The 24,301-nt window shown below is 41.8% G+C and carries 18 protein-coding genes, 5 tRNA genes and 3 pseudogenes; 6 read left to right on the forward strand and 20 right to left on the reverse strand.

Annotated features, from left to right (window positions below; genetic code table 11):
• Window positions 1-360 precede the first annotated feature (360 nt).
• The 12 genes from LJE09_RS14070 to LJE09_RS14125 all read right to left on the reverse strand — a co-directional run bounded on the left by LJE09_RS14070 (window position 361) and on the right by LJE09_RS14125 (window position 15,065).
• Window positions 361-1,257, reverse strand: coding sequence for an alpha/beta hydrolase (locus LJE09_RS14070; protein WP_173721461.1), 897 nt, complete (start codon window positions 1,255-1,257; stop codon window positions 361-363).
• Between the two features lie 85 nt (window positions 1,258-1,342).
• Window positions 1,343-2,569: a response regulator transcription factor gene (locus LJE09_RS14075; protein ID WP_173721462.1), complete on the reverse strand. Its 1,227-nt coding sequence runs from the start codon at window positions 2,567-2,569 to the stop codon at window positions 1,343-1,345.
• Window positions 2,544-4,061: a sensor histidine kinase gene (locus LJE09_RS14080; RefSeq protein ID WP_227311475.1), complete on the reverse strand. Its 1,518-nt coding sequence runs from the start codon at window positions 4,059-4,061 to the stop codon at window positions 2,544-2,546. The genes LJE09_RS14075 and LJE09_RS14080 overlap by 26 nt, the downstream gene beginning before the upstream one ends.
• A complete protein-coding gene (locus LJE09_RS14085) occupies window positions 4,058-5,050 on the reverse strand; it encodes a sugar ABC transporter substrate-binding protein (RefSeq protein WP_173721464.1) in 993 nt (330 codons plus the stop codon). Before LJE09_RS14085 ends, LJE09_RS14080 begins: the two co-directional genes overlap by 4 nt.
• Window positions 5,051-5,205: 155 nt before the next feature.
• Window positions 5,206-6,201, reverse strand: coding sequence for an ABC transporter permease subunit (locus LJE09_RS14090; protein ID WP_173721465.1), 996 nt, complete (start codon window positions 6,199-6,201; stop codon window positions 5,206-5,208).
• On the reverse strand, window positions 6,198-7,748 hold the full coding sequence (locus LJE09_RS14095; protein ID WP_173721466.1) for a sugar ABC transporter ATP-binding protein: 1,551 nt from the start codon (window positions 7,746-7,748) through the stop codon (window positions 6,198-6,200). Before LJE09_RS14095 ends, LJE09_RS14090 begins: the two co-directional genes overlap by 4 nt.
• A gap of 92 nt (window positions 7,749-7,840) precedes the next feature.
• Window positions 7,841-8,938, reverse strand: coding sequence for a substrate-binding domain-containing protein (locus LJE09_RS14100; protein ID WP_173721467.1), 1,098 nt, complete (start codon window positions 8,936-8,938; stop codon window positions 7,841-7,843).
• A gap of 415 nt (window positions 8,939-9,353) precedes the next feature.
• Window positions 9,354-9,427 (reverse strand) — tRNA-Arg (locus tag LJE09_RS14105).
• A gap of 191 nt (window positions 9,428-9,618) precedes the next feature.
• Window positions 9,619-10,851, reverse strand: coding sequence for an ABC transporter permease (locus LJE09_RS14110; RefSeq protein ID WP_227311476.1), 1,233 nt, complete (start codon window positions 10,849-10,851; stop codon window positions 9,619-9,621).
• A complete protein-coding gene (locus LJE09_RS14115; RefSeq protein WP_227311477.1) occupies window positions 10,844-12,676 on the reverse strand; it encodes an efflux RND transporter periplasmic adaptor subunit in 1,833 nt (610 codons plus the stop codon). Before LJE09_RS14115 ends, LJE09_RS14110 begins: the two co-directional genes overlap by 8 nt.
• 25 nt (window positions 12,677-12,701) lie before the next feature.
• A complete protein-coding gene (locus LJE09_RS14120; protein WP_008708059.1) occupies window positions 12,702-13,433 on the reverse strand; it encodes an ABC transporter ATP-binding protein in 732 nt (243 codons plus the stop codon).
• Between the two features lie 240 nt (window positions 13,434-13,673).
• Window positions 13,674-15,065 carry an aminopeptidase gene (locus LJE09_RS14125; RefSeq protein WP_227311478.1) on the reverse strand — a complete coding sequence of 464 codons (1,392 nt, stop codon included), beginning with the start codon at window positions 15,063-15,065 and terminating at the stop codon, window positions 13,674-13,676.
• 275 nt (window positions 15,066-15,340) lie between these two features.
• Between LJE09_RS14125 and LJE09_RS14130 the strand changes: the two genes are divergently transcribed.
• Together LJE09_RS14130 and LJE09_RS14135 are read left to right on the forward strand one after the other, a co-directional pair.
• The gene (locus LJE09_RS14130; protein ID WP_227311479.1) at window positions 15,341-17,083 is read left to right on the forward strand and encodes an ABC-ATPase domain-containing protein; all 1,743 of its coding nucleotides are present in this window, start codon (window positions 15,341-15,343) and stop codon (window positions 17,081-17,083) included.
• A gap of 457 nt (window positions 17,084-17,540) precedes the next feature.
• The gene (locus LJE09_RS14135) at window positions 17,541-18,278 is read left to right on the forward strand and encodes a FadR/GntR family transcriptional regulator (RefSeq protein ID WP_008708053.1); all 738 of its coding nucleotides are present in this window, start codon (window positions 17,541-17,543) and stop codon (window positions 18,276-18,278) included.
• Window positions 18,279-18,387: 109 nt separating this feature from the next.
• Here LJE09_RS14135 and LJE09_RS14140 read toward each other — a convergent pair whose 3' ends face one another.
• A complete protein-coding gene (locus LJE09_RS14140; protein ID WP_008708052.1) occupies window positions 18,388-18,678 on the reverse strand; it encodes a DUF6809 family protein in 291 nt (96 codons plus the stop codon).
• A gap of 31 nt (window positions 18,679-18,709) precedes the next feature.
• Window positions 18,710-18,814: pseudogene (locus LJE09_RS18885) on the reverse strand (DUF6783 domain-containing protein); the annotation flags it as partial.
• Between LJE09_RS18885 and LJE09_RS18890 the strand changes: the two are divergent.
• The 3 genes and pseudogenes from LJE09_RS18890 (at window position 18,773) to LJE09_RS14150 (ending at window position 19,899) form a co-directional block, all read left to right on the forward strand.
• Window positions 18,773-19,045 (forward strand): annotated as a pseudogene (locus tag LJE09_RS18890) (DUF6783 domain-containing protein). The pseudogenes LJE09_RS18885 and LJE09_RS18890 sit on opposite strands and share 42 nt — an antisense overlap.
• A 263-nt stretch (window positions 19,046-19,308) precedes the next feature.
• Entirely contained in the window at window positions 19,309-19,503 is a 195-nt protein-coding gene (locus tag LJE09_RS14145; protein ID WP_008708051.1) for a ribbon-helix-helix domain-containing protein, read from the forward strand.
• 183 nt (window positions 19,504-19,686) lie between these two features.
• Window positions 19,687-19,899 carry a FeoA family protein gene (locus LJE09_RS14150; RefSeq protein WP_008708050.1) on the forward strand — a complete coding sequence of 71 codons (213 nt, stop codon included), beginning with the start codon at window positions 19,687-19,689 and terminating at the stop codon, window positions 19,897-19,899.
• Window positions 19,900-20,248: 349 nt separating this feature from the next.
• On the opposite strand, the gene LJE09_RS14155 is transcribed toward LJE09_RS14150, so the two are convergent.
• Window positions 20,249-21,577, reverse strand: coding sequence for a transposase (locus LJE09_RS14155; RefSeq protein WP_227311480.1), 1,329 nt, complete (start codon window positions 21,575-21,577; stop codon window positions 20,249-20,251).
• A 52-nt stretch (window positions 21,578-21,629) separates the two neighbouring features.
• Window positions 21,630-21,959: pseudogene (gene tnpA / locus LJE09_RS14160) on the reverse strand (IS200/IS605 family transposase); the annotation flags it as partial.
• 252 nt (window positions 21,960-22,211) lie between these two features.
• Here tnpA and LJE09_RS14165 point away from each other — a divergent pair.
• Window positions 22,212-23,525: an IS30 family transposase gene (locus tag LJE09_RS14165; RefSeq protein ID WP_020993543.1), complete on the forward strand. Its 1,314-nt coding sequence runs from the start codon at window positions 22,212-22,214 to the stop codon at window positions 23,523-23,525.
• Window positions 23,526-23,877: 352 nt separating this feature from the next.
• On the opposite strand, the gene LJE09_RS14170 is transcribed toward LJE09_RS14165, so the two are convergent.
• The 4 genes from LJE09_RS14170 to LJE09_RS14185 form a co-directional block, all read right to left on the reverse strand.
• Window positions 23,878-23,963 (reverse strand) — tRNA-Leu (locus LJE09_RS14170).
• A 3-nt stretch (window positions 23,964-23,966) separates the two neighbouring features.
• A tRNA-Val gene (locus tag LJE09_RS14175) sits at window positions 23,967-24,039 on the reverse strand.
• 42 nt (window positions 24,040-24,081) lie between these two features.
• Window positions 24,082-24,155 (reverse strand) — tRNA-Asp (locus tag LJE09_RS14180).
• Window positions 24,156-24,171: 16 nt separating this feature from the next.
• Window positions 24,172-24,245: transfer RNA gene (locus tag LJE09_RS14185), tRNA-Ile, on the reverse strand.
• Between the last annotated feature and the right edge of the window lie 56 nt (window positions 24,246-24,301).

Here is a 24,301-nt window from a genome sequence, read left to right on the forward strand (position 1 = left end):
AGCCCAGAATCGTTGAATTTTCAGCATTCTGGGCTTAAGTTGACCACATTGGGGTTGTACCCCAATGTGGTCGCGACAAACTCAAGACTCGCTTCAAATGCTGTGGTTAGAAGCTTATTTGATGGGACTTTCACCCACCGGACTATATACCCTTAGCTGGATGCACGGTCTGCCCCCGATATGTAACATCCACCACCCAGATCAAAGAAGACCTGCATAAAAAGAACGCATGAATTATTTTATTTCGCAAGAACTATTTTATTTCATCTCCCCACACTGCAAAACACTCCCAAAAGGATCTTGTCATAAATCTCAGATCCTTTTTGGGAGCGTATTTTTTCACATCTTTATATCTGTTTATCAGTTATTTTTCATCATTCTTCTGAAGAAATCACATTCCTCATCATTGCATTTCTGTCCTTCCGGCTCCTGAATGGTCACATGGAATACATGATACAGTGGATTTTCCTCTGTTCCATAAGTCTTGAACTCATAGTAAACCCCATTTTTCTTTAATGCAGCCTCCAGAAGGGGTGCCTGTGGACGGCAGAAATCTCCTACACAGGTCATCAGATAAACCGGTGGAAAATTTTCTGTTACATGATCCGTTACATTGACAAGGGCACGTTCCTTTGCAGAACCTTTTTCCGGAAGGAAATCCTCCATAAGCTCCTGATCCTGCTCGTCTCCAAGAACACCTTCCTTACTGAAGGGATTGTAAGCGCCACAGTTCAGGGCTACTGCCTGGGGAACAAATCCATCTGGCACTTTGAACGTATAATTGACAGCATACTCCGGGTTCGTGCAGATGGCGCTGTAAAGGCCACAGAGATGTCCGCCTGCAGAATCGCCTACCATAAATACGTGGTTCATATCAAGGCCATATTCTTCCTGGTTCTCATACATCCAGTTGATCACATTATTGGTATCCTCAAGAGGTGCCGGGAATTTTACTTCCGGTGCTAAACGGTAGGTGAAATTCACAACTGCAAAACCACGCTGTGCAAGAGTCATCCCATAAAACTGATACAGCTCTTTATCACCGTATACCCATCCACCGCCATGTACACTCACGATAACCGGGATTTTTCCCTGTGCATTCTTTGGACGGTATACATCCAGTTTGTTTTCCACCGGATCCGGGCCATACTGAATATCATCAAAACGCTGGATATCATCCGGTGTTGTCAGCCCTGCATCTCTTTTTGCATCATTGATCTTCCATTCTCTTCTCATTGTATCGCTTGCCTGTGACATAGTTTTTCATCCTTTCTGCTCTAAAGTATATTGGCAATCTATGTAAAAATATGCTTTTACACAAGTTTTCACGTTCATACTATTTCTACTCTTCCTGACTTTTCCGATATTCACTGATTGTCATTCCTGTAATCCTTTTAAATACCTTGCAAAAATAGGTCAAATTTACATATCCGCATTTCTCGGATATTTCATTTAGTGTCAGATCCGTCTGGATACAAAGCCTTTTTGCCTCCTGCATACGCACCCCTGACAGATATTCCACAAAAGTCGTTCCCGTTCTTTCCCGGAAAATATGGCTTAAATAGTAGGAGCTGATTCCCACATTCTGGGCACAGTCCATAAGGGAAATATCCTTCCGAAACCAGATGTCAATATAACGTTTGGTCTCATCCACATAATCCTGTATTTTATCTGAACTCTCTTTAGGAATGCTTCCTTCTTCCCTGCGGTTGATCTGCAGCATTTGAACACTGTCCCTGTAGGAATCTGACATTTTTTCAAAAGAGTCATACACATTTCCAGTTCCATAAAGGTACTCTACTTTTGTCCTTTCCTTCAGGCACTCTGCCACAAGGGATGCAAGATCATTGCTCCATTCCCTTCTTTTTTCCTTTTCCACTTCCTCCTGGACAAAAAACATCACCACAATTCCCTTTGAGGTAATGGTTGCAAGAAAATCACAGAAACCAGTCAGGCATTTCTCAAGTTCATCATTTAATTCCTTTTTGCTGAGGTCTGTTTTGGTCTGGGGAAGAAATGTAGCAATACAGCCGCCGAAAAATTGGATATTGTTGATATTGCAGTATGCATCAAATTCCTTATTGTCGCAGTTATCAGAAAATACCGACATAAGAATCTCACTGCCAAGTACGGAATTCACCACTCCCAAGGCAGATTCAATTCCATCCTGGCGCAGATTTATCTTTTTCTCCTCTTCCACAGTCCTGCAAAGCTTCCCGATCACTTCCAGTTTTTCTTCCCGTTTGGAAGGCTTTACAAGATAACCGTCTGTTTTCAGATCAAGCGCCTTTTTTATGTAACCAAAATCACTGTATGCTGTACTGATAATAAAATGAGTGGAACATTTTTTGTGCTGTAACAGTTCAATGACCTCAATTCCCGAAAGTCCCGGCATGCGGATATCCACAATTGCCATATCCGGTTTATAGGCTTCCAGCATTTCTTTCAGTTTAATCCCGTTTTCTGCCATTCCTACAATTTCGATATTCGGAAATTCTTTTTTCAGAAAAAGCTCTGTACTTTTCAAAACCACCGGCTCATCATCAGCGATTACCATTGTATATTTCATTGTCATCATCACCTCCTGGTAGAGAAATAAATATTTTCAACCCCGGATCCATATTATAAAATTCAAATTTCAGGTCATTATGATAATACAGACTTAATCTGCGGTAAATATTCCGGATACCGATATGATTGCCGGAGGATTTATTTTCATGAAAATCTTCATAGATACTTCTGATCTGTTCCTCAGTCATTCCCACACCGTTATCCTGTACCTCCAGACATACGCAGTTCCCCTGTGGATATATCCTGATCCATACATGGCCGTTCTCAAGCATCATAGCAATCCCATGCTGAATGGCATTTTCCACCATTGGCTGAAGGATCATACAGGGCATTTTATAATCCAGGCACCGCTCCTCAATTTCAAAGGTGTACTGGTATCGACCACCATAACGGCATTCCTGAATCGCCACATAGTCTTTCAAATTTTCCACTTCTTTTTCCAATGGAACGGTTTTGCTGATATTATCCAGATTATACCGTAAAAAGGCTGCTGTCGTTTCCATAAGTTCTGCACACTGATCTGCATTCTCGATCCTTGCAAGGGAAGAAATCATATTTAAAGTATTAAACAAAAAATGAGGATTTACCCTGGACTGCAGAAAATCCAGATGACTTCTTTGCAATTCACTGAACATTTTCAGATTTTTGATTTGCATTTCTGCAAGGCGCTCTTTGATATCTGCGTTTTCTTCAATTTCCCGCATCTGTTTCTGGATAATGCCGGTCATTTTGTTAAAAGCAGCTGCAAATTCTTCAAACTCATCATTGCTTTCAATCTGAATGGGTTCTGCACTTAGCACATTATCCTGAATGGATTCCACACCCTTTTGCATGGTTGCAATAGATCTTGAAACCTCCATAATAACCCTGGTCAGATACAGACCAATGCATATAAGAGTACACACGATCATACCGATCTGCAGCCGCAATATATTTCGTTGAAGAGCATTCAGCCTGTTTTCCAACTGACTTAATTTATTCAGTTTTACCGAATATGCTTTCTGAAAACGAAGGATAACGTAAGAATAAAGCTCCTGAAGCTCATTGTAGCTGTTTTCCAGTTTTTCAAATCCCGTCTGCTTATCGCTTTCAAAATATCTCCGCAAGGCATCTGTCAGAAAATCAGATTCTCCAAGAAAGCTTTCCACTGTACAGTATGCATCTGTTACCTCCCTGACAAAGCTTTTCTCCTGAAGCTCCTTCACTATTTTTAAATACTGTTCAGCACTCTTCCTGTACTGCTCATAATTTTCGGTTCCTTCTTCTGACAGATACAGGTATGCCATGTTTATGTCGCCATTTAAGACTTCTACGCTATTTTCCAGATTGTTTATGGAAATCATTTCACCGATAGCATTGTCATACTGACCTGACACATAGTTGTTACATATAACAGCGACCATAAGAAGAATTACTGAAAAAACTACTACGATGACATAACCTACAATATATTTTTTCCCAACTGAGTTAAGGAAACGCGCCTTTTTCATTGTGTTCTTCCTCCGCTGTTCCATTTTGGGGCATATTCCAGTTCTGCATCGGAAAGAATGCTGTGGTAATTTTCCACTGTCAGCCACTGTGTATCTGTATAAACCGTTTCTGAGCTGTATTCTCCATTCCGGATAAAATTTGCAATTTCTTCTACTACCTGTTCTCCCATCATATTGGTATCCTGTTTGATAATTCCATCTATCGCCCCGCTTATTACACCGTAAAAAGCATCAAATCCAAGAATATGTTCGTACTGATCGTCCCTCTGTTTAAACTGGGAACTGATTGTCACTCCTCCCGTTCCCTCCAAAAAGACAATGGTATCTGCGCCTTCTGTATTCTGGTAGTACATTTTCATAACTGTAAGCCCGTCATAATCGTCATACTGTACATCCCCAAGATGGATTTTGGGATAATCCTTGACCGCGTCCTGAAGTCCTTCCAGTCTTTCCTCCAGATTGGAAAATCCCGGTTCACCGGAAATCAACGCAACATTGGCTTCTCCATCTGTTACGTTTATCAGTTCTTCTCCCAGCATTTTCCCTGCTTCATAATTATCTGTTCCGATATACAGATGCTCCGGAAAACTTTTAATATCTGTATCCACACAGATAATCTGAATTCCCTCACTCCACGCCTCTTTTAATGTATCAATGTATTCTTCATCCTCATTTCCCTGTACCACCAGCACATCTACCTTAGCCGCAATCTGCTGCTTCAAAAGCTCCACCATCTGAGGAATATTGTAGTTCAGCTGAGGCTTGAGTATTTTGATATCCATCCCGCAGCTCTTCTTCAGTTTCTCCCCGGATTGTTCGATTCCTTCTTCAATCAGCATCCAGTATCCATCATCGAAATGAGGCAGGATCACAGTCACCCTGGTTATATCTGTTCCGGCAACTGGTATACCTGCCTTACAGCCTCCAAGCACGCAGCATAAAACCAGAAGCATAAGTATTCCTGCCACCGATTTCTTTTTTTCAGGCATAGTCAGTCTCCTTTATTTCCTTAGAATGTGTCCATTATCTCACTTTTCATTCTTTTAGACAATTACCCAGATCACGTTTTCGTCTTTTACGTTTTTTCCAAACGCAACTATCCGGTATCCTGCTAGCAGAATCCCGGATAGTCTGATACATTTTTTTATTTGTCTGAACCGTATTTTCTCATATCAAGTGCAACTGCTACGATGATGATAAGTCCTTTTGCAATGTTCTGCCAGTAGGAGCTTAAACCTACAAATGTAAGACCATAGCTGATAACACTGAAAATAATAACTCCCAGGAAAGCTCCCGGTACATTACCAATACCACCTGTGAAGGAAGCACCACCGATGATACAGCTTGCGATGGCATCCATTTCATAACCTTCTGCATATGTTGCATTGGCACTTCCGGTACGTGCTGCAAGCATACATCCTGCAAGAGCTGCAAGGGCTCCGGATAAGATATAAACAAACATATCGATTTTGAATACGTTGATACCTGCTACTTTTGCAGCCTCACGGTTACCACCTGTAGCATAGATGTTTTTACCTAATGTTGTCATGTTCAGGATAATGTAAACAGCAATCATAACTACAAGGGCAACAATAATCAGATAGTTAACTCCAGCAACAGAACCTGTACCAAATTTTGTAAAGGATTCTTTAAATCCTGCAAGAGGCTGTGAGTTGTTCGGTGCTTTTTTCATGAACAACAGGTTTCCACCGTAAATGATCAGCTGAAGTCCAAGACCAGCAAGGAAAGCCGGTACCTTTAATTTTGAAATGATAAGACCTGTGATCACTCCGGAGATAATACCAATGATAATGGAAGCAACGATTGGTACGATCAATGGCATTTCCGGCAGTGACGGCCAGAATTTAATGTAATAAGTGGACTGCTGCGCAAGTGTTCCGGATACAACGGCACCAAGACCTGCAAGTCGTCCTACGGTCATATCCATACCACCGGCAATGATTACAACCAGCATACCCACAGCAAGAAGCATTTTCGGGGCACTCTGTGTCAACACATCACTTAATACACGAACGGAAATAAATGACGGCGAAATTATCGCAATGATCACGATCATCAGTAACAGACAGATATAAAGAATATTATCCATCAGGATTTTTGACATATTTTTTGATTTCATTTCTTATCCTCCCCATTGGCTTCATATGTACTTGCCAGCAACATGATCTTCTCATCTGTTACTTCAGATTTATCCAGGATACCGGACTTATGTCCTTCACACATTACCATGATCCGATCAGACATACCCATAAGTTCCGGCATCTCTGAACTGATCATAATTACACATTTGCCCTTTTGTGCCATTTCTTCCATTAATTCATAAATTTCATATTTTGCTCCTACGTCAATTCCTCGTGTAGGCTCATCCAGGATCAGGATATCCGGCTCACTTAAAAGCCAGCGTCCAAGAAGTACTTTCTGCTGATTACCACCGGAAAGGGTTTTGATGGCAGTTTTCAGGTTTGGAGTTTTTGTGGAAAGCATATCTACATATTTCTGTGCATCCTGGTTTCTCTTTGCCTTATCAATAAAAGGAAGCCCTGCTTTGTGATACCGTTTTGGATTTACATTCTGCTCTACAACAAGAGTATTATCTGTAATGGATCCAGGTCCGATAATACCTGTTTTTCTTCGATCCTCTGTAAGCAGTGCCATACCGTTTTTAATGGCATCGATGGGCTGTCTATTGTGGATCTCTTTTCCCTCAATAGTAATCTTTCCGGAAAAAATTCCATGTAATCCAAATAAAGCCTCCATCAGCTCGCTTCGCTGGGAACCTACAAGTCCGCCGATTCCGAAAATCTCACCTTTCTTTACAGAAAAGCTTACATCCTTAAAGGAATGAGGATTTGTGCTTGTAAAGTTTTCAACTTTCAGATACTCTGCTCCTGGTGTATGCTTTTTCGGTGGAAAACGATCTGTCATCTCACGTCCAACCATTTTATTTACAATAGTATCTGTTGTCATTTCACTTGCAGGCCATGTACCAACATTTTGTCCATCACGCATAATTGTGATGTCATCTGAAATCTGAAGGATTTCATCAATTTTATGGGAAATATAAATAATTGCTACGTTTTCGTTTTTTAGCTGATCGATAATACGGAACAAAATCGCTGTTTCAGTCTCTGTAAGAGAGGATGTAGGTTCATCCATAATAACGATCTTTGCACCAATGGATACAGAACGTGCAATCTCGATCAGCTGACAGTAGGATGTGGAAAGCTCTGCAACTTTCTGCTTTGGATTGATGTCCAGTCCCAGTTTCTTAAATACTTCTTCCGTTTCTTTTATCAGTCTTTCTTTATCTACCCAACGTACCCCTGCCACTTTTTTGTAAGGGATCCTGCCAAGGAAAATATTTTCTGCCACTGTCTGCGGTCTTACAGGATGCAGTTCCTGATGGATCATTGCAATTCCCTGATCCATGGCGTTTCTTGGGCTGGTAATACTTACCTGCTTTCCATTTATGGAAATACTTCCCTCATCCGGGGAATAGATTCCATAAATACATTTCATCAGCGTAGATTTGCCGGCTCCGTTTTCTCCCATCAGTGCATGCACAGTTCCGGGACGGACTCTTAAGGAAACCTGATCCAGTGCTTTTACACCAGGAAAGGTTTTCGTAAGATTTACGGCTTCCAGCACGTATTCGGAATTACTCATAGCTTATTCTCTCCTGTTCTGCTCTTGGCAATAATAAAAAGGGACGCTTTACAGTCCCTCTTTATGCAGCCTTGCGGCCAAACTTTTGTTATCTAGAATGAAGTGTCTGTAATGTCGTAGCTTGCATCATCTAAATTGTCAGCTGTGATAGAAATATAGTCGATCATGATTCTATGTCCGTCAACCTTTACACCATCCATTCCAATAGACTCAGTGGTAACTTTCTCACCGTTCTCTAACAGATACATCAGTTTATAAATGGATTTTGCAAGTTTTACAGGGTTGTTGAGGCTGGTCTCAAGAAGAGTTCCGTTTTTGATTGCTTCACATCCGGCAGCTGTAGCATCAACACCAACAACCGGAATTGTGTTCTCATCACTTGTGAAATATCCATGAGCCTGAAGTGCTGCGATTGCTCCAAGTGCCTCATCATCGTTATCTGCGATGATACAGTCAATGTCATCACCAAAGCTTGCAATAAGTGCTTCTACATTTTCCTGCGCTTCAGATCGGGAGAAGTTGCAAAGTACACCGTTGATGGAATCTCCACCTTTAACACCTGTTACATCATCACCACCGATGCAGCTTCCAAGCTCGTATCCTGCACCCTCAATTGTTGCAAGGCTGTAAGAAGAACGGTTGATGGTATCACTGAATGTCTGAATACCCTGAAGGAGAATGTAATCAACTTTTCCATTTCCGTTTCTGTCCCAATTCTCATGAGTATTGAAGTAATCAACGATTGCATTACCCATGTTCTCACCGGACTGAGTGGATACGGAAGATACATACCACAGATTCTCGTTGTCTGCAAATGCGTCATCAGATGGGCTCGTTGTGTTTGCAAAAATACCAACTACACCTTCTTCTTTCATCTGTTTTGCAATATCATCTGTTGCTGTCATATTGATGTTATTCAGAATCAGATATTTAACGCCCTGTGTGTAGAAGTTGTTTACGTTATTTCCCTGAGTGTTGATATCGTTTTCACTGTCAGCGTCTGTGATGGAAATTGTTCCATCTGCTGCTGCGATTCCGTTTAAGCACTGGCGGGCATTTGCGATAAAAGTATCTGCGAAATTGTACCATACAACACCCGCTGTTGCACTTCCATCAGCCAATACAGGTATTGCAAACATGGATGTTGCCACTGCAGCTGCAGCCAGAACGCTAATTACTTTTTTCTTCATTTTTTCTTCCTCCATTAAAAAAAACATTATCCCGGAAAGCCTTTTCTTTTATTTGCTTTCCCCTTGTTGATAATACCAGTATAGCATGGCCGCCCTTTAGAAAAAATTCAAGATATTTGCAGTTCTACCAAAAAATGTTGCGAATTTGCTGTACAGGCGCAAAAAAATTGCACTTTTTTGTTATCCGCAAAATAGTGCAGCTTTTTCTTTAACGACTTTTCCCCCCAGAAAATAATTCCTTATTCCCCTTTTCCCTTGAAATCTCTGTGGCAATATTTATATAAAAAATCCAGAATATAAGCCTAGAATCGTTGAATTTTCAGCATTCTGGGCTTAAGTTGACCACATTGGAGTCCGACCCGGACTCGAATAAAAAAATAAGACAGTGCAAATGCACTGTCTTATTTTTTATTAGCGTGCGTTAGAGGATTCGAACCCCCGGCCTTTTGGTCCGTAGCCAAACGCTCTATCCAGCTGAGCTAAACGCACATCCTTGTGAAGTTCTTATCTCGTGTCCCTCACAACAATGAGTATTCTACTCTATACTGGAGCATTTGTCAACACTTTTTTTGAATTTTTTATTTTTTTCTTTTGATTCGCAAAATTATAACAATTTACAACTATTCTGTAATGATATCAGTACACAGGTACACCAAAATACCATCGCAGTCCTGTTTTCATTAATTCCGCCGCAAAGCCTCGATCGGGCTCAGTTTTGCTGCTTTCTTCGCAGGATAAATTCCAAAGAATACTCCTACTGCACAGGAAAACAAAGTCGCCGCCATAATTGTACTCAGGCTGATTCCCGGAGTGATGGACATTCCCATACTGCTGCTTATGATTGAACAGATTACATATCCGCCGATCACACCCAGAACAATTCCTATCACCCCTCCAATCACCGTCAGAATTGCCGCCTCTGCCAGAAACTGCATCATAATAGAAGAGGTTTTCGCTCCCAGTGACTTACGGATACCAATCTCTCTGGTACGTTCTGTTACGGAAACCAGCATAATATTCATAACGCCGATACCGCCAACCAGAAGGGAAATTCCCGCCACAAAGGAGATAAAAGCAGTCACCATATCCAGCATCTGATTCATAGAGCTCATAATATCCTGAAAGCTCTGTACCTGAAAGTAATCTTTTCCTGCACACTGATGTCTTTTTTCCATCAGTTTTACCACTTTGTCAGCAACATCCTGACTGTTTAAGCTCTTATCTGTCTGCATTGTTACTGAGAAAAAGTAATCGGATACACCGGTGAATTCATTCATTGTAGTATAGGGAACATTAATAGTCACCGGCATTCCCTCATAAGTATAACTGACAAAGGTTCCATTTTCTTTCTGGGTTGTCACCCCGCAGATACGAAGACTTTTGGTCAGTCCATAACAATTGACATCTACAGTCATTCCAACCACATCATCTGTGCCAAAGAGTCTTTTTGCATCTGCATCGGAAAGCACACAGACATTTTTTGCTTCCTGAACTTCATTTTCCCCGAAATATACTCCATGCTTCATGGTGGCATTATTTAACAGCTTTGCATCCGGTCCCTCACCCGTCAGCATAAGAGAAAAATTTCCCTTACCTGTGGTAGTTTCTCCACTGAATGAATCCGAAACATTTACTCCTTCTATACCGTCTACCGCCCGGATTGCTTCCACATCATCCGCAGTGATCCACTCCTCATCTGTCTGTGCCTCATCGCTGACACTGATGGCAATCTGCCCGCCGCCGATATCATCAATTTCACTGTTCATCTGGTTCTTGGTTCCTTCACCCACAGATACAATGGCAATTACAGAAGCAATGCCAATGATAATGCCAAGCATAGTCAGAAATGAACGTCCCTTATTTGCCATAATGTTATGGACTGCCATCTTGATATATTCATACAGCTTACTCATCGGCATCCTCTCCTGTCTGTTCAGGAACTGCCTGTACTTCCATTCCCTCTGTGTAATCACCCAGATCTGCGATTACTTCTTCGCCTTCTTTGATTCCCTTCGTAATTTCCACATAATCCTCTGAGCTGATTCCTGTGGTAATATTTCTCTTTGTCACCAGTCCATCTTCTATCACATAGCAGAAGGAGCCTTCTTTTCCGATATTGATCACTTCCACAGGAAGAGTCACCACATTTTTCGCAGAAGCCGCATGAATCTTAACCTTGGCATCTACCCCCAGGAAAATATCTTCATCCGGATCATCAATGCTTACTGTTGCTGAAATGACCGGCGTTCCTTTTTCATTCTGCACCGCAATATGACTCATTTTTGTTACAGTACCCTGATAAGTATTATCCCCCAAGGTAATCTCAACAGACTGCCCCTCTTTCACTGTATTATAATCATATTTAGAGAGAGTCACATCCACACTTGCCTTGTCTGTATTCTCAATAGTAAACAGTTCCATACCCTGAGTAACTGCTGCTCCCTGCTTAATATCTGCCTTGGATATGATTCCGTTAAATTCCGCGGTGATTCCTTTCTTTCCTTCCTTCACCAGCTCCTCGGCTGATTTTGCGTCCAGTTCGGAAAGATTATCTGTTACTTTCAGTTTCTCTTTTTCTTCTTTTGTCAGGCTTGTGGAATCTGCCTCTGCGATAGCTTTCTCAGAAGCCAGATCTGACTGAAGCTCTGCAAGTTCATCGCTTGCTGTCTCAAGCGCACTTTCCAGAGCAGAAGTATCCGCAGTTACTGTCCCGCCATCACTTCCACTGTAATCATATCCGGAGGAGGAAGAATCTTCCCCATCACTGTCATCTGCATCTGAACCGTCTGAAATTCCCCATGAGTAATCTGCACTGCTTTCTGTGAAATCAGAAAGTACCGGCATTTTCGGTGCCTGCTGCTTAAGATCATTATAAGTCTGCTGTGCCTGCTGCATTGCGAGCTGTGCCTGTGTTCTTGCAGCCTCCGCATTATCCAGAGCCTGTGTATTCTCATCTGAAGGGTCTGCCTGCCATGTTGCAAATGCCATCTGATATGTGGTGTCTGCCTGATTATAATCGCTTTGTGCCTGATTATACTGTGCATTCAGATCTGAGAGCTGCTGCTGGTACTGCGGAAGAGTCTCCGTCTTGTATGTATAAAGTGCGGCCTGATATTTACTCTGGATTTCCTCCTGTTTCTTTGCCTCTGCCTGGGCTTTTGCCTGAGCTTCCTGCTGCTGTGCCTGAGCCTGAGCTGCTGCCTGTGCGGATGCCTGAGCTGCCGCTTCACGCTGTGCCGCTGCTGCTGCCGCTGAAATCTGTGATTTCAGAGACGAGACATAAGCTTTTTTATCCTTTATTTTCTTCTCAAGCTCCTGAACATTCTTTTTGGCATCTTTCTGCTTCTTCTCTGCTTTGTCAGATTTATTTCTTGTATCCTTTGTATCATACTTTGTTGATTTCAGATTCAGTTCTGCCTTCCGGTTATCTTTTTCCAGATTCTCTGTATCAAACTCGATCAGTTTTGTTCCCTTTTTCACCACATCTCCCTGGGCAAAAGAAACCGTTTTCAGCTCTGCATTTACAGGAGAATAATAGGTCTTCTCCTCTTCACTTCCCACTGTTCCTGTAGCATCTACAATTTCCTCGACATCACCCTTCTCTGCAGTTACTACCTGAACCTGCGGGATCTGATTTTCTGTTGAATTTCTCTGACCTGCTACTGTAACTCCGCCGGCAACAACAAGAACAGCTGCTGCTCCAATAATAATTTTCTTTTTACTTTTCTTTTTTTTCATAATATCTGTCTCCCTGTAACCGGATTTATGCATCCAGCTGGTTTTTTATATATTCTTCTTTCCCATAGTTTTTATTGATAAAATCTGATTCTATCTTTCCATCCATAATTCTGACTACACGCCTTGCCTGAGCAGCAATCCCATTATCATGTGTGATCAATATGACCGTTTTTCCCTGCTCGTGCATACTTTTAAGAATCTGAAGAATCTCCTTACTGGATGCAGAATCCAGATTTCCTGTAGGTTCATCTGCCAGGATCACCGGTGGCTGGGCCGCGATTGCTCTTGCAATAGCCACCCTCTGCTGCTGTCCTCCTGACATTTCATTTGGTCTGTGATCCATACGTTTTTCAAGCCCTACCATGGTCAGTGACTCTACTGCCAGCTTATGTCTCGTTTTTCTGTCTACCCCTCTGTAAACCAGCGGTAGTTCCACATTTTCAATTGCAGTCAGATTTGAGATCAGATTAAATCCCTGAAAAATAAATCCGATCTCCCGGTTTCTGACTTCTGAGAGTTCATTATCTTCCATTGTGGACACATCAGTTCCATTCAGAAAATATTCGCCGGATGTAGGCACATCCAGACAGCCCAGCATATTCATAAATGTAGACTTTCCTGAACCTGACTGTCCGATAATAGCAACAAACTCACCCTTATTAATTTCCAAATTAATATGATCCAGCGCCCGTACTTCATTCTCGCCGGGATTATATATTTTACACAAATCTTTTACTCTGATCAGCGCTTCCTCCATCTTTCCCTCCCGTCTATTAAATATCCTGCTCTAATCCAGATCTTACAGAATCGCAACCTGTCTTTCGTAAGATATCAGAAATACCTTTTACAATCATAACCTCACTTATATGTTAAAAGGGCAGCGCTTCAGTTTTCCAAAAGCTCTGCCCTTATCTGCGGAATCTGCAAGTCTCTGTTATCAGAAACGATACAGCTTCCACGATTTCTTCATATTTTTATTCCGCATCTGCCCGACTTTTTATGCTTCCAGCAAAAATGCCTTATATGCTTTCTTAGCTTCGTAAATATCTGCCTTACTTGTCACTTCCCATGGTGCATGCATACTGAGCACTGCCACACCGCTGTCAATGACTTCCATTCCATAAAGCGCTGCGATATAAGCGATTGTTCCGCCTCCGCCTACATCAACTTTACCAAGCTCAGCTGTCTGGAACGCAACTTCATGGCTGTCAAAAATATTTCTGACTCTTGCCACATATTCTGCATTTGCATCATTCGAGCCGGATTTACCTCTTGCTCCGGTAAATTTATTTAATACGATACCTCTTCCAAGATAAGCTGCATTCTTTTTCTCAAATGCCTCCCCATAAGCCGGATCATAGCCTGCACTTACATCAGAGGAAAGCATACTGGAATTCTTCAGAGTTCTTCTCAATCCCAGATCACTGTAGCATCCCATTGCATCCAGAAGTTCAGCCACTGCGTTCTCAAAGAAACGTGACTGCATACCGGTTGCACCTACGCTTCCAATCTCTTCTTTATCAGTAAACAGACAGCAGGAAGTGTGTTTCGGGGTTTCCATCTCAAGCATTGCAAGCAGCGAAGTATATGCGCACACTCTGTCATCCTGTCCATAAGCAGCGATCATACTTCTGTCCAGACCACACTCTCTTGCCTTTCCTGCCGGTACGATCTCCAGCTCTGCGGAAAGAAAATCTTCCTCTTCCATATCATACTTCTCTTTAAGGATATTCAGTACATTCTGTTTTACTGCCTCTTTCTTCTTATCATCTTCCAGATCTTTCAGTGGTCTGCTTCCTATCAGGATGTCCAGATTCTCTCCCTCGATCACTTCTGTCGCTTTTTTCTGCATCTGCTTTCCTGCAAGATGGATCAGAAGGTCTGTGATATATACGATCGGATCATCCTCATCCTCACCGATATTTACTTCTGCTGTACTTCCGTCTTTCTTTACCACTACGCCATGGATTGCCAGAGGAAGAGTTACCCACTGGTATTTCTTAACACCGCCATAATAATGGGTATCCAGATATGCCAGATCCGTATCCTCATATAATGGATTCTGTTTAACATCAAGACGTGGAGAATCAATGTGTGCTCCCAGAATATTCATTCCCTCAGAAATATCATCCTGTCCGATATGAAACAGTGCAATGATCTTCTTCATTCCGACTGTATAAACTTTATCTCCTGCTTTCAGTTTCTCACCCTTCGCAGTCTTCTCTTCCAGAGATTCATAACCTGCTGCCCGTGCTTCTCTGATGATCTGCGTCACACATTCACGCTCTGTTTTTCCCACATTAAGAAAATTGCGATACGCTTTTGCAACCTGCTCCAGTTCTTTTTCTTCTGCTTCTGTATAAGAAAGCCATGCATTTCTACGTTCCATTTACTGTTCCGCCTTTCTTTATGACTGTCATTCATAGTATTGCTTTGATAACGGTAACTATTCATCAGTTCGCTATTATGTAATGGTATTGAACAATTACCTGTTTTTCATTATAAAACATCCTCTGAAAATTTTCCATATGATTAATATTTATTTGTCAGTGGACATTATGGTTCATTTCCGCTATAGTTGATGGCAGGTTAATGTTTCTCCTCTCAAATTCATTATTTGCGAGGATTATTATAAAAATATCTGCAATACCAGGAGGTTCTGTCATGAAAAATTCAGAGGAACTGCGTCAGCAGCTTCGTTCCATAAACCGCAAAAGTTATCCGGCATATAAAGGGCTGAAAGGTCTGTATCATTTTGGAAATTATATTCTGTCCATCGACCATGTGCAGGGAGATCCTTTTGCTTCTCCCTCTCATGTCAGCATTCAGATTTCACACAGAGATGCCGGATTTCCCGTCGAATATTATAAAGATACGCTTACCAGGACTACTCTTTGCGACTATCTTACACGTCAGTTTGAAAAACAGGTCAGTCAGTACAGCTTTCGTGCAAAAGGCTCCGGCAAAAGCGGCCTGCTCACTGTCAGTCATTGTGGTCAGGAGATTCTTTCCCGGACAGCCTGTGAAATAACAGAAAAAGGCATAACCGCCCGCTTTTTTGTGGGCTTCCCTGCTAATGGCCGCACGATCAATGCCACTGAACTGGAGAAAATCCTTTTTGATTTTCTGCCTGTATGCATTCAAAAATCCTTTTTCTATTCCAGCCTTAATGCAAAGGAATTACAGAATTATATAGAGCTTGCAGAGGATCAGGAATTTATCCGTCAGACGCTGCCCGCAAAAAATCTCTGCGCATTCATAGCCGACGGCTCCATCCTCCCAAGAGAAAGCGGTATTTCCTCCCGCCCTATGAAAGCTTCCGTTCCCTTTACTTCTCCGGACAGTCTGCGCATTTCCATAAATCTTCCCCATAAAGGAAAAATCACAGGCATGGGGATTCCAAAGGGAATCACTCTGATCGTAGGCGGTGGATATCATGGCAAATCCACGCTTCTGAATGCACTTGAACTTGGTGTATACAATCATATCCCCGGAGATGGACGTGAATACGTGATCACAGATGCAACTGCTGTCAAACTGCGTTCAGAAGATGGCCGTTTTATCAAGGATGTGGATATTTCCATGTTTATAAATGATCTTCCAAACAAGAAAGATACCCGCTGTTTCTCTACACTGGATGCCAGTGGAAGCACTTCCCAGGCAGCCGGTATCGTAGAAAGCATGGAAGCCGGAAGCCACCTTTTTCTTCTTGACGAAGACACCTCCGCAACTAACTTCATGGTTCGTGATGCTTTCATGCAACAGGTTATTCAGCGTGAGAAAGAGCCGATCACTCCGTTTCTGGAGCGTGCAGAAGATCTTTATAAAAAAGCAGGAATTTCTACAATTCTTGTTGCCGGAAGTTCCGGGGCATTCTTTCATATTGCAGATACAATTATCCAGATGGACAATTACGTTCCAAAAGATATTACAGCTTCTGTCAAAAAATTATGCAGCCAATATCCTCTGCCTGCTGTTTCAGTTACTGATTTTCAGCTTCCGCACAGCCATCGCATTATGAGCAGACCTGCCGAATCTTCTAAGCGCCTTAGACATAACAGTCGTGGAAATCATTCCGATTCCGGTGCCACAAAACCTGAGCGCCTGAAAACCAGAATCTCCGGAACAGATGGCTTCTCTCTCGGCAGACAGGAGATTGATCTCCGCTATACAGAACAGCTTATTGACGCAGAACAGACCGCTGCCTTAGGTCTCCTGCTGAAATATGCAGTTGAACATCTGGCAGACGGCAGACGTACCCTGCCTGAGATTGTGCAGTTTCTCTGGAAAAATCTCTCTTTACATGGTCTGTCCTTCTTTACGGAGAATCAAAAAATTTCCTGTGGTTACGCTACTCCCCGTATTCAGGAAATTTATGCCTGTCTTAATCGTTACAGAGGTTTATAAGAAAGAATCCTGCTTCAGTGACATAATAAAATCACCGCTTCTCCGTCGATCTTGTCGGCTAAGCGGTGATTCACGTTCATTTTACACTTTTTAGGGAAAGGAAAGATTTTCTCTTAAGGTACGTCATTTCCTTAAGATGTAAATATCATAACCTATAAATGTGAGAGAAATTTGTCTAATTTCTAATATAATTATAAAATTTATAAAAAAACTGCAAAAATTTGTTACTGTTCACTCCGTTCTCAGCAACACAAAAATTTTACACTTTTAGAAATTTTGCAGGAATCAGTTGCATCTCCCTTTCAATCCGTTATAATATTAGATGTATGTAACTATTTAATAATCAAAGAAATCTCTGCGGAACAGTTATCTGATATAGAGCTGCACACTCGAATCCGCATCTTACGCGATTGGTATAGTTATTTACGAAACGATGTACCAGGAAAGAGGAAAATAAATGTTTAGAAAAATAGATAAAACCAGTACATTCAACGATGTTCTGAAACAAATTATCGAAAATATCCAAAACGGAGAATTACAACCCGGCGATGCACTTCCTGCTGAACGTATTCTGGCAGAAGAATTCGGAATCTCCAGACCAGCATTACGAGAAGTCCTGAAGGCTCTTTCCCTGCTCGGGATTACTGTCAGCGTACATGGCGGTGCCAATTATATTGCAACTGATCTTCACAGCTGTCTTACTGAACCTCTGTCTATCATATTTCAAATGTACAACAGCAAAATTCAGGATGCATTGCAGCTTCGAGGCGCACTGGAAAGCAAAGCTGCTTTTCTCGCCGCCCAAAACTGTACACCGCTGGATGCTGCTGAACTCCAGCTTATCATTGCCAGACTGGACAGCACTCAGGATGAAAAAATCCGCGGTGATCTGGATCGTGATCTGCATCTGAAAATTGCTCAGATTTCTGCCAATCCATTAATACTGAGTGTATTAAATGCCTCTGCACAGATTACTGAAAATATGATCGTTGGAATACGTTCCTATCTTATGCAGAAAAATAACGATGCACCGGAGATTGATTCCCAGCACACTCGGCTTGTTCAGGCAATAACCAATAATGATGCACCTCTTGCAGAAAAAGTTATGAACGAACATATGCATACTATAGAATATCTCCTGAATGAAATTACGTCTGACAACCTCACAATTTCTGATAACGTTCAACAACCATAAATTATCCTGATCATGTTATCAAAAATTATATGTCAGACCCACTTATCAAACCTATGGCAATCCTCTAAAATCATACTTTATCTGGAGAATTGCCATATCTGCTTTACAATCATTCTGTTTCTTCACTGAAAATCTCGCACATCAGCCTTGCCCCTGTTTTAAATCCCATGGCAAAACTTTCTTCCAGCTCCTGTGGATATATTTCCATATGTTTATTCATCAGTTCATCCAGTTCTTCAGCAAGCTCATCTGTCAGTTGAACTCTCAATTTCTGATAGCACTGGTATGCCTTCTCTTTTTTCTCTTTACATAAATCATCATGCATTACTGACATTTCATTTTTTTCTCTATTGTCATTATCCATATACATACCATACAGTTTCCGAATCACATTTTCCATATATTTACCCAGTCTCTCTGAAAATATTTATTTACTGCATTCTAGAGCGTGTCTGAAAAAGGCTTTCTGCAAGATGTGCGTCACAATTTGTGGGATATTTTGCCCGGATGAGGGCGCCGTAGCGGGCTACGGCAACTGAATTCGGGTGAAATATCCCGCAAAGTGGGGCGTGCAGATTGCGGGAATGATTTTTCAGACACACTCTAATGTTACAAGTATTCCCCACATATTCATAACTCACTCATACTATCGCATCAAATTGATTCTTACAACAGTCTCGCAGGATAACCTTTCTATTTCAAAGCGGAGAAAAGTAATACTAATATGTATTATAAATTTGTGTTATATCAATGTCAATCCTGTGTAACTATACTTTATATCATAACAGTGATTACGGAGATCAAAATTATAGCAATCCTCGTAAATAATGCATTTAAGACAGTTCAGCAGAGTGCGAAAGACAAGGAAGATATCTGCAGGCGTGCTGACGCACGGCAAAGATATCTGACGCAGGATTTCACACTCTGATGGGCTGGCTTAAGATGCATTATTTCAGAGGATTGCTATAGAATAAGCAATATCAATTATGATAACCATTCACTAATAAATGTTTATACAGGAGGGATAATCATGCCAAACGACTTTATTGTCCGGCCAAAATGTACAGATAAAAAAGAAGACAAATCAATCACCATGACCATTCGCCTTGAACGTGAACTGCAGGAACAATATGATGACTTGTCTGCCAAAAGCGGACGCTCAAGAAATGAATTAATGTGCATGGCACTCCGCTATGCTCTTGATAATCTGAAATTTATCGAATAAATTATATGTATATGCGGAAAAAAGTCCCTGAAAATATCTGAATAAATGAATGATTATTTAAGTATTGTATGAAATAATGTTATAATTGACGAACTAATACTCATAGATATACAATTACTTCAATAACAGCAATAAATTATCTGACATTATTTACCATATTACTTTATACAGGGAGGTTTTTTTATGCATTCATTATCAGATTCTACTCAGGGATACACTTACACCATTAAATGGATGTTCGGACTGCCGGAAGTTATGAAATCCATGCACGATATGAATATTCATGAAGGTAGCACGATTCGTGTTCTCCGCAAATTCCACGATTCTCTTATAATTTCTTCTGCAAACCGAAAGATTGTTCTTGGAAATGAAGTTGCAGACAGAATACAGGTATAGTGCTTTATATTTAAATGTGGCGAAATTTACAAGACAAAGGCCGGATAAATGCTGTAACATTCAGCATTTATCCGGCTTATTCTTATCTTTGTTCTATCAGTCGTCAGTTTTCCGTCTTAATAATTGTTCTCTGAATTATAAGAAGAAAGAGACGCAGATAAGGTATACAACTGTAAACATTGTGGTGAACCTCACATGACTAAAGTCACATGCTTCCAGACGCTTTAGGCGTCAGACTGAATATCGGCGGATACGCCTGTAACTTAGGTCTGCACAATTATGCGCTTTTTCCATGCCGGATACGGCAGGTTTCCACATTACAGGTAGTCCGCTGTATATCTGCCTGTATCTATGCTGCTTTTAAGAGTTCCATTTCTGAATGGAGTTTCCTCAGATCTGCATAGACACATGAAGTTCTACGCTTTACAGGAGGGACTTTTGCCTCCAGCAAAGACCTTTCCGTTGCCGGAAGGGGTTTTAAAAGTTCCCTTATAAAATATCTAGCTCCTATATTATAGGATGCTGACAGGTCACAATTATATCGTTTTCCTGTCTGAAAAGTACAGAGGCTGTGATTTTCCCGGTCACGTGTTACCGCCCCGGAACCATCATAAGCCAGTCTGCTGGTATTCCATGCACAGATCCGGGATATCCGCATCTCTTTTCTGTGTGCCTGATGTTCACAGCGTCTTTGGATATCCCGCTTTCTCCACAGGTGCAGTTTCTGTTTTTTCTTTCCCGATATCTTCCCCTGCATCTCCAGATATTCGAACACGATCACATCTGCATGGTTTTCTTCCGCATATCTTACAATCGCACCTGCAATCTTTTTACCCAGTTCTGTGTTCAGACGTTTCGTATATGCCCATCTTCCCTGTGTCTGCGCAGAGCCATGTTCCCTCTGGAATCTGCGGATCCGTCCCAGTGTGCGGTACATCCGGTCTTTTTCACTGGGATGATCTATGAATCTTCTTCCCAGGACAGTTCCGTCTGAGCGCATGATGGTACAGACCGCATCAGTATTGATCCCCAGATCCACACTGCAGATGATCTGTTCTTTTACCGGTGTTTTCGTCAGTGTTACTTCTTCTGTACAGGAAAAACGAAGAAAATACCGGCGGTGTCTCTTTTCCAACGCAGGGGCCGATGTCTTCTTTCCTTTCCAGTTCCTGGGAAGATATTCCATATCGGTACGTTTTAAATATACACGGAACCATTTCCAGTCATGCCCGTCGTACAGTTTCAGATATGCTTCATCTTTTCCTTCTGCTCCTTCGCGGTACATCACATCCCGGTAAAAGACCGGCATGGCATGGTTCCTGCAGGTAAGTTTCGGCCTTCCGGACAGCACTCCGGTCTCTTTCCACTGCCCCAGCCGGGTCTCATACGAAGATACACTTCCAAGCGCATGCTGGATCGCGGACCTGCGGAGGTAAGACGGCATCTTCGGAAAACGAAGGTCAAAATCAAACCGGGCTGTGTTTTTCTTCGTCATGTGCACCATATGCTCTGCGGTATTAAAACGCTTTTTTGTCTCCGGAATCTTCCTCAGTTCTTCCCAGACCTGTGCGTAGATCTCTGTCAGGTAACCGACTGCCTGACGATAAATCTCCATTGTCTGACGGGCCGGGATATTCTGTTTTCGTATCTCCACACCATAGCTGGATACTGTCCGCATCTTCTTCCACCTTTCCCGCAAAAACCAAACGTTTCCGGAATGACCCCTGTATTCAGGGCTTTCTCTTTTCTTTTTCCTTCTGGCCTTCGATATAGGCAGATACCTGCTCACGGCTCCGGTCACTGACTGTAACGGCATAATAAGACGGGTTCCACAAATGTCCTCCCCACAGTTCTTTTTTCAGCTCCGGATGTAAAAGGAACATCTGACGTGCAAGATTCCCTTTCATGATCTTGATCATATCTGAAATATAAAACTGCGGCCGGCAATCCACAAGCATGTGGATATGATCCGGCATGACTTCCATTGCCAGGATCTGAAACCGATACTCTTCTGCCAGATCCTGCAGCATCTTTTTGCATTCCAGGTCGATTCCGTGTCTGTATTATACCATATGCATTTCTTTAAGTAAACATTTGTTCTGTATATTTTTTATAAAAATTGCGCGTCTAACTCATCACTGAAGTAAACTTAAATGAAAAACTAAATTCCGGTTTTGGACCAAATGCAAGAGTAAATTCCATATAGATCGAAGTTACTTTTGCACACATATTTGCCATATTGTCTTTGATAATCATTACTCCGTATAATGTACTTGCAGCTGATTGCCTGCCTGTGCAGATTGGAGATAATTATGAAAAATAAAGGCAATCAGAAACATTTAACATTTGAACAGCGTGTTGATATCGAGAAAGGTCTTACTGAGAATAAAAGCTTCACTGAAATTGGACGAATTATTGGTAAAAATCCATCTACCATATCAAAGGAAGTACGTCTCCACGCACATACAAAAGAACGTCCGGATTCAGGTTACACTCACCCGCCATGTATTCATCGCAAGAACTGTAAGGTGACATGCTTGTGTGATAAGATGTGTGGCATTCATTGTAAGCTTTGCAGAAAACCATCCTTTCGCTGCACTGATATATGTCCCGCATATGAGACAGCTGAATGTGAGAAACTGAATAAACCTCCCTACGTATGTAATGGCTGTGGTAAAAAGACCCATTGTCTTATGCCCAGAAAGTTTTATTCATCCAAATATGCCCATGATGAGTACCGTAGCGTGCTAGTCGATTGCAGAGTCGGCATTAACCAGACTCCGGAAAGCATTCAATCCATGAATGATTTATTGGTTCCATTGATCAAGGAGAAGCATCAGTCCATCGGTCATATTTATGCTACTCATGCAGAAGAATTGGGTTGCTCCAGAAGAACACTTTACTCCTACATCAATGATTGTGTATTCGATGTCCGCAATGGTGACTTAAGACGTTCTGTACGTTATAAGAAACGCAAGAAACCTACACAGACCAGTGCAAAAGATCGTTCTTATCGTCAAGGTCATAACTACGAAAATTTCCAGAGTTATATGAAAGATCATCCAGATATAAATGTTGTGGAAATGGACTGCGTGGAAGGAATGAAAGGCGAAAGCTGCGCCCTCTTGACCTTTACATTCCGCAACTGCAATCTTATGCTTATGTTCCTGTTGGAATATCAAAACCAGGAATGCGTGTTAGAGGTCTTTGTATGGCTTGAAACAGTGTTAGGACAGGATGCATTCAAAAAGCTTTTTCCGGTGATTCTCACGGATGGAGGTTCAGAATTCTCAGCTCGTGAAGAGATGGAGGAATTCTGTGACGGAAGTAAAAGCACGACGGTCTTTTACTGTGATCCATACAGCTTTTGGCAAAAAGGTGCCTGCGAAAAGAACCACGAGTATATCCGCTACATCCGTCCGAAAGGGAGTTCATTCGCTGATTTAAATGACGAGAAAGTCAGACTTATGATGAATCACATAAACAACGAAAAAAGAGACAGTCTTAATGGACATAGCCCATATGAACTCTCTCTTTTACTCTTGGACAACAAACTGCACAAAGCATTAGGATTAAAGGCAATCGCACCTGATGATGTTATGCTTAGTCCAAAACTTATAAAATAAAATAGTAAAGCACAGGCAGATTTCACTGCACCAGAATTTAGTCTTGCACATAAGGCATGTGGAATTTAGTCTCGCACACTATTTTCAGATGCCCGGTTAGTATGCATAAAAACATAAATCATGAGTGCTTACAGGTTTATTATAAGACAAAAAAATAGAATTGTTAAGGTGCATTACAGAATTTAATCCCGCATAGTTACTGAGATAATCCACAGCTGGAATTTAGTTTTTCATTTAAGTCATCACTGAAGTAACGAGAATGCGACGCGCAGTTATTCAAGTGTGTTCAAAACCTGTAAGCAAAAAAATAAGAGAAACGCTACAAAATCAACGTTTCTCTTATTTACAATCATGCCGCAGACCGGAATCGAACCGGTACGGGTATCACTACCCACGGGATTTTAAGTCCCGGGCGTCTGCCAGTTCCGCCACTGCGGCATATGGAACCTATAGGGCTCGAACCTATGACCCTCTGCTTGTAAGGCAGATGCTCTCCCAGCTGAGCTAAGATTCCATATCCATATGCAATTTACCAAACTCGTCAGCTCATTGCTAACGACCCAGAAGAGACTCGAACTCTCGACCTTCGCCGTGACAGGGCGACGCTCTAACCAACTGAGCCACTGGGCCAAAATAATTTAAAAAATGGACCTTCGGGGACTCGAACCCAGGACCGACCGGTTATGAGCCGGTTGCTCTAACCAACTGAGCTAAAGGTCCAAAAAGCCGATGATCGGACTCGAACCGATAACCTGCTGATTACAAATCAGCTGCTC

Source organism: Blautia sp. DFI.3.45 (genome assembly GCF_020593505.1).
In the GTDB taxonomy this organism is placed as follows: domain Bacteria; phylum Bacillota; class Clostridia; order Lachnospirales; family Lachnospiraceae; genus Blautia_A; species Blautia_A wexlerae.

Coding starts and splice junctions, on each gene's coding strand:
- LJE09_RS14070 (WP_173721461.1), bottom strand. CDS start 1,257: ATGTCACAGGCAAGCGATACAATGAGAAGAGAATGGAAGATCAATGAT.
- LJE09_RS14075 (WP_173721462.1), bottom strand. CDS start 2,569: ATGAAATATACAATGGTAATCGCTGATGATGAGCCGGTGGTTTTGAAA.
- LJE09_RS14080 (WP_227311475.1), bottom strand. CDS start 4,061: ATGAAAAAGGCGCGTTTCCTTAACTCAGTTGGGAAAAAATATATTGTA.
- LJE09_RS14085 (WP_173721464.1), bottom strand. CDS start 5,050: ATGCCTGAAAAAAAGAAATCGGTGGCAGGAATACTTATGCTTCTGGTT.
- LJE09_RS14090 (WP_173721465.1), bottom strand. CDS start 6,201: ATGAAATCAAAAAATATGTCAAAAATCCTGATGGATAATATTCTTTAT.
- LJE09_RS14095 (WP_173721466.1), bottom strand. CDS start 7,748: ATGAGTAATTCCGAATACGTGCTGGAAGCCGTAAATCTTACGAAAACC.
- LJE09_RS14100 (WP_173721467.1), bottom strand. CDS start 8,938: ATGAAGAAAAAAGTAATTAGCGTTCTGGCTGCAGCTGCAGTGGCAACA.
- LJE09_RS14110 (WP_227311476.1), bottom strand. CDS start 10,851: ATGAGTAAGCTGTATGAATATATCAAGATGGCAGTCCATAACATTATG.
- LJE09_RS14115 (WP_227311477.1), bottom strand. CDS start 12,676: ATGAAAAAAAAGAAAAGTAAAAAGAAAATTATTATTGGAGCAGCAGCT.
- LJE09_RS14120 (WP_008708059.1), bottom strand. CDS start 13,433: ATGGAGGAAGCGCTGATCAGAGTAAAAGATTTGTGTAAAATATATAAT.
- LJE09_RS14125 (WP_227311478.1), bottom strand. CDS start 15,065: ATGGAACGTAGAAATGCATGGCTTTCTTATACAGAAGCAGAAGAAAAA.
- LJE09_RS14130 (WP_227311479.1), top strand. CDS start 15,341: ATGAAAAATTCAGAGGAACTGCGTCAGCAGCTTCGTTCCATAAACCGC.
- LJE09_RS14135 (WP_008708053.1), top strand. CDS start 17,541: ATGTTTAGAAAAATAGATAAAACCAGTACATTCAACGATGTTCTGAAA.
- LJE09_RS14140 (WP_008708052.1), bottom strand. CDS start 18,678: ATGGAAAATGTGATTCGGAAACTGTATGGTATGTATATGGATAATGAC.
- LJE09_RS14145 (WP_008708051.1), top strand. CDS start 19,309: ATGCCAAACGACTTTATTGTCCGGCCAAAATGTACAGATAAAAAAGAA.
- LJE09_RS14150 (WP_008708050.1), top strand. CDS start 19,687: ATGCATTCATTATCAGATTCTACTCAGGGATACACTTACACCATTAAA.
- LJE09_RS14155 (WP_227311480.1), bottom strand. CDS start 21,577: ATGCGGACAGTATCCAGCTATGGTGTGGAGATACGAAAACAGAATATC.
- LJE09_RS14165 (WP_020993543.1), top strand. CDS start 22,212: ATGAAAAATAAAGGCAATCAGAAACATTTAACATTTGAACAGCGTGTT.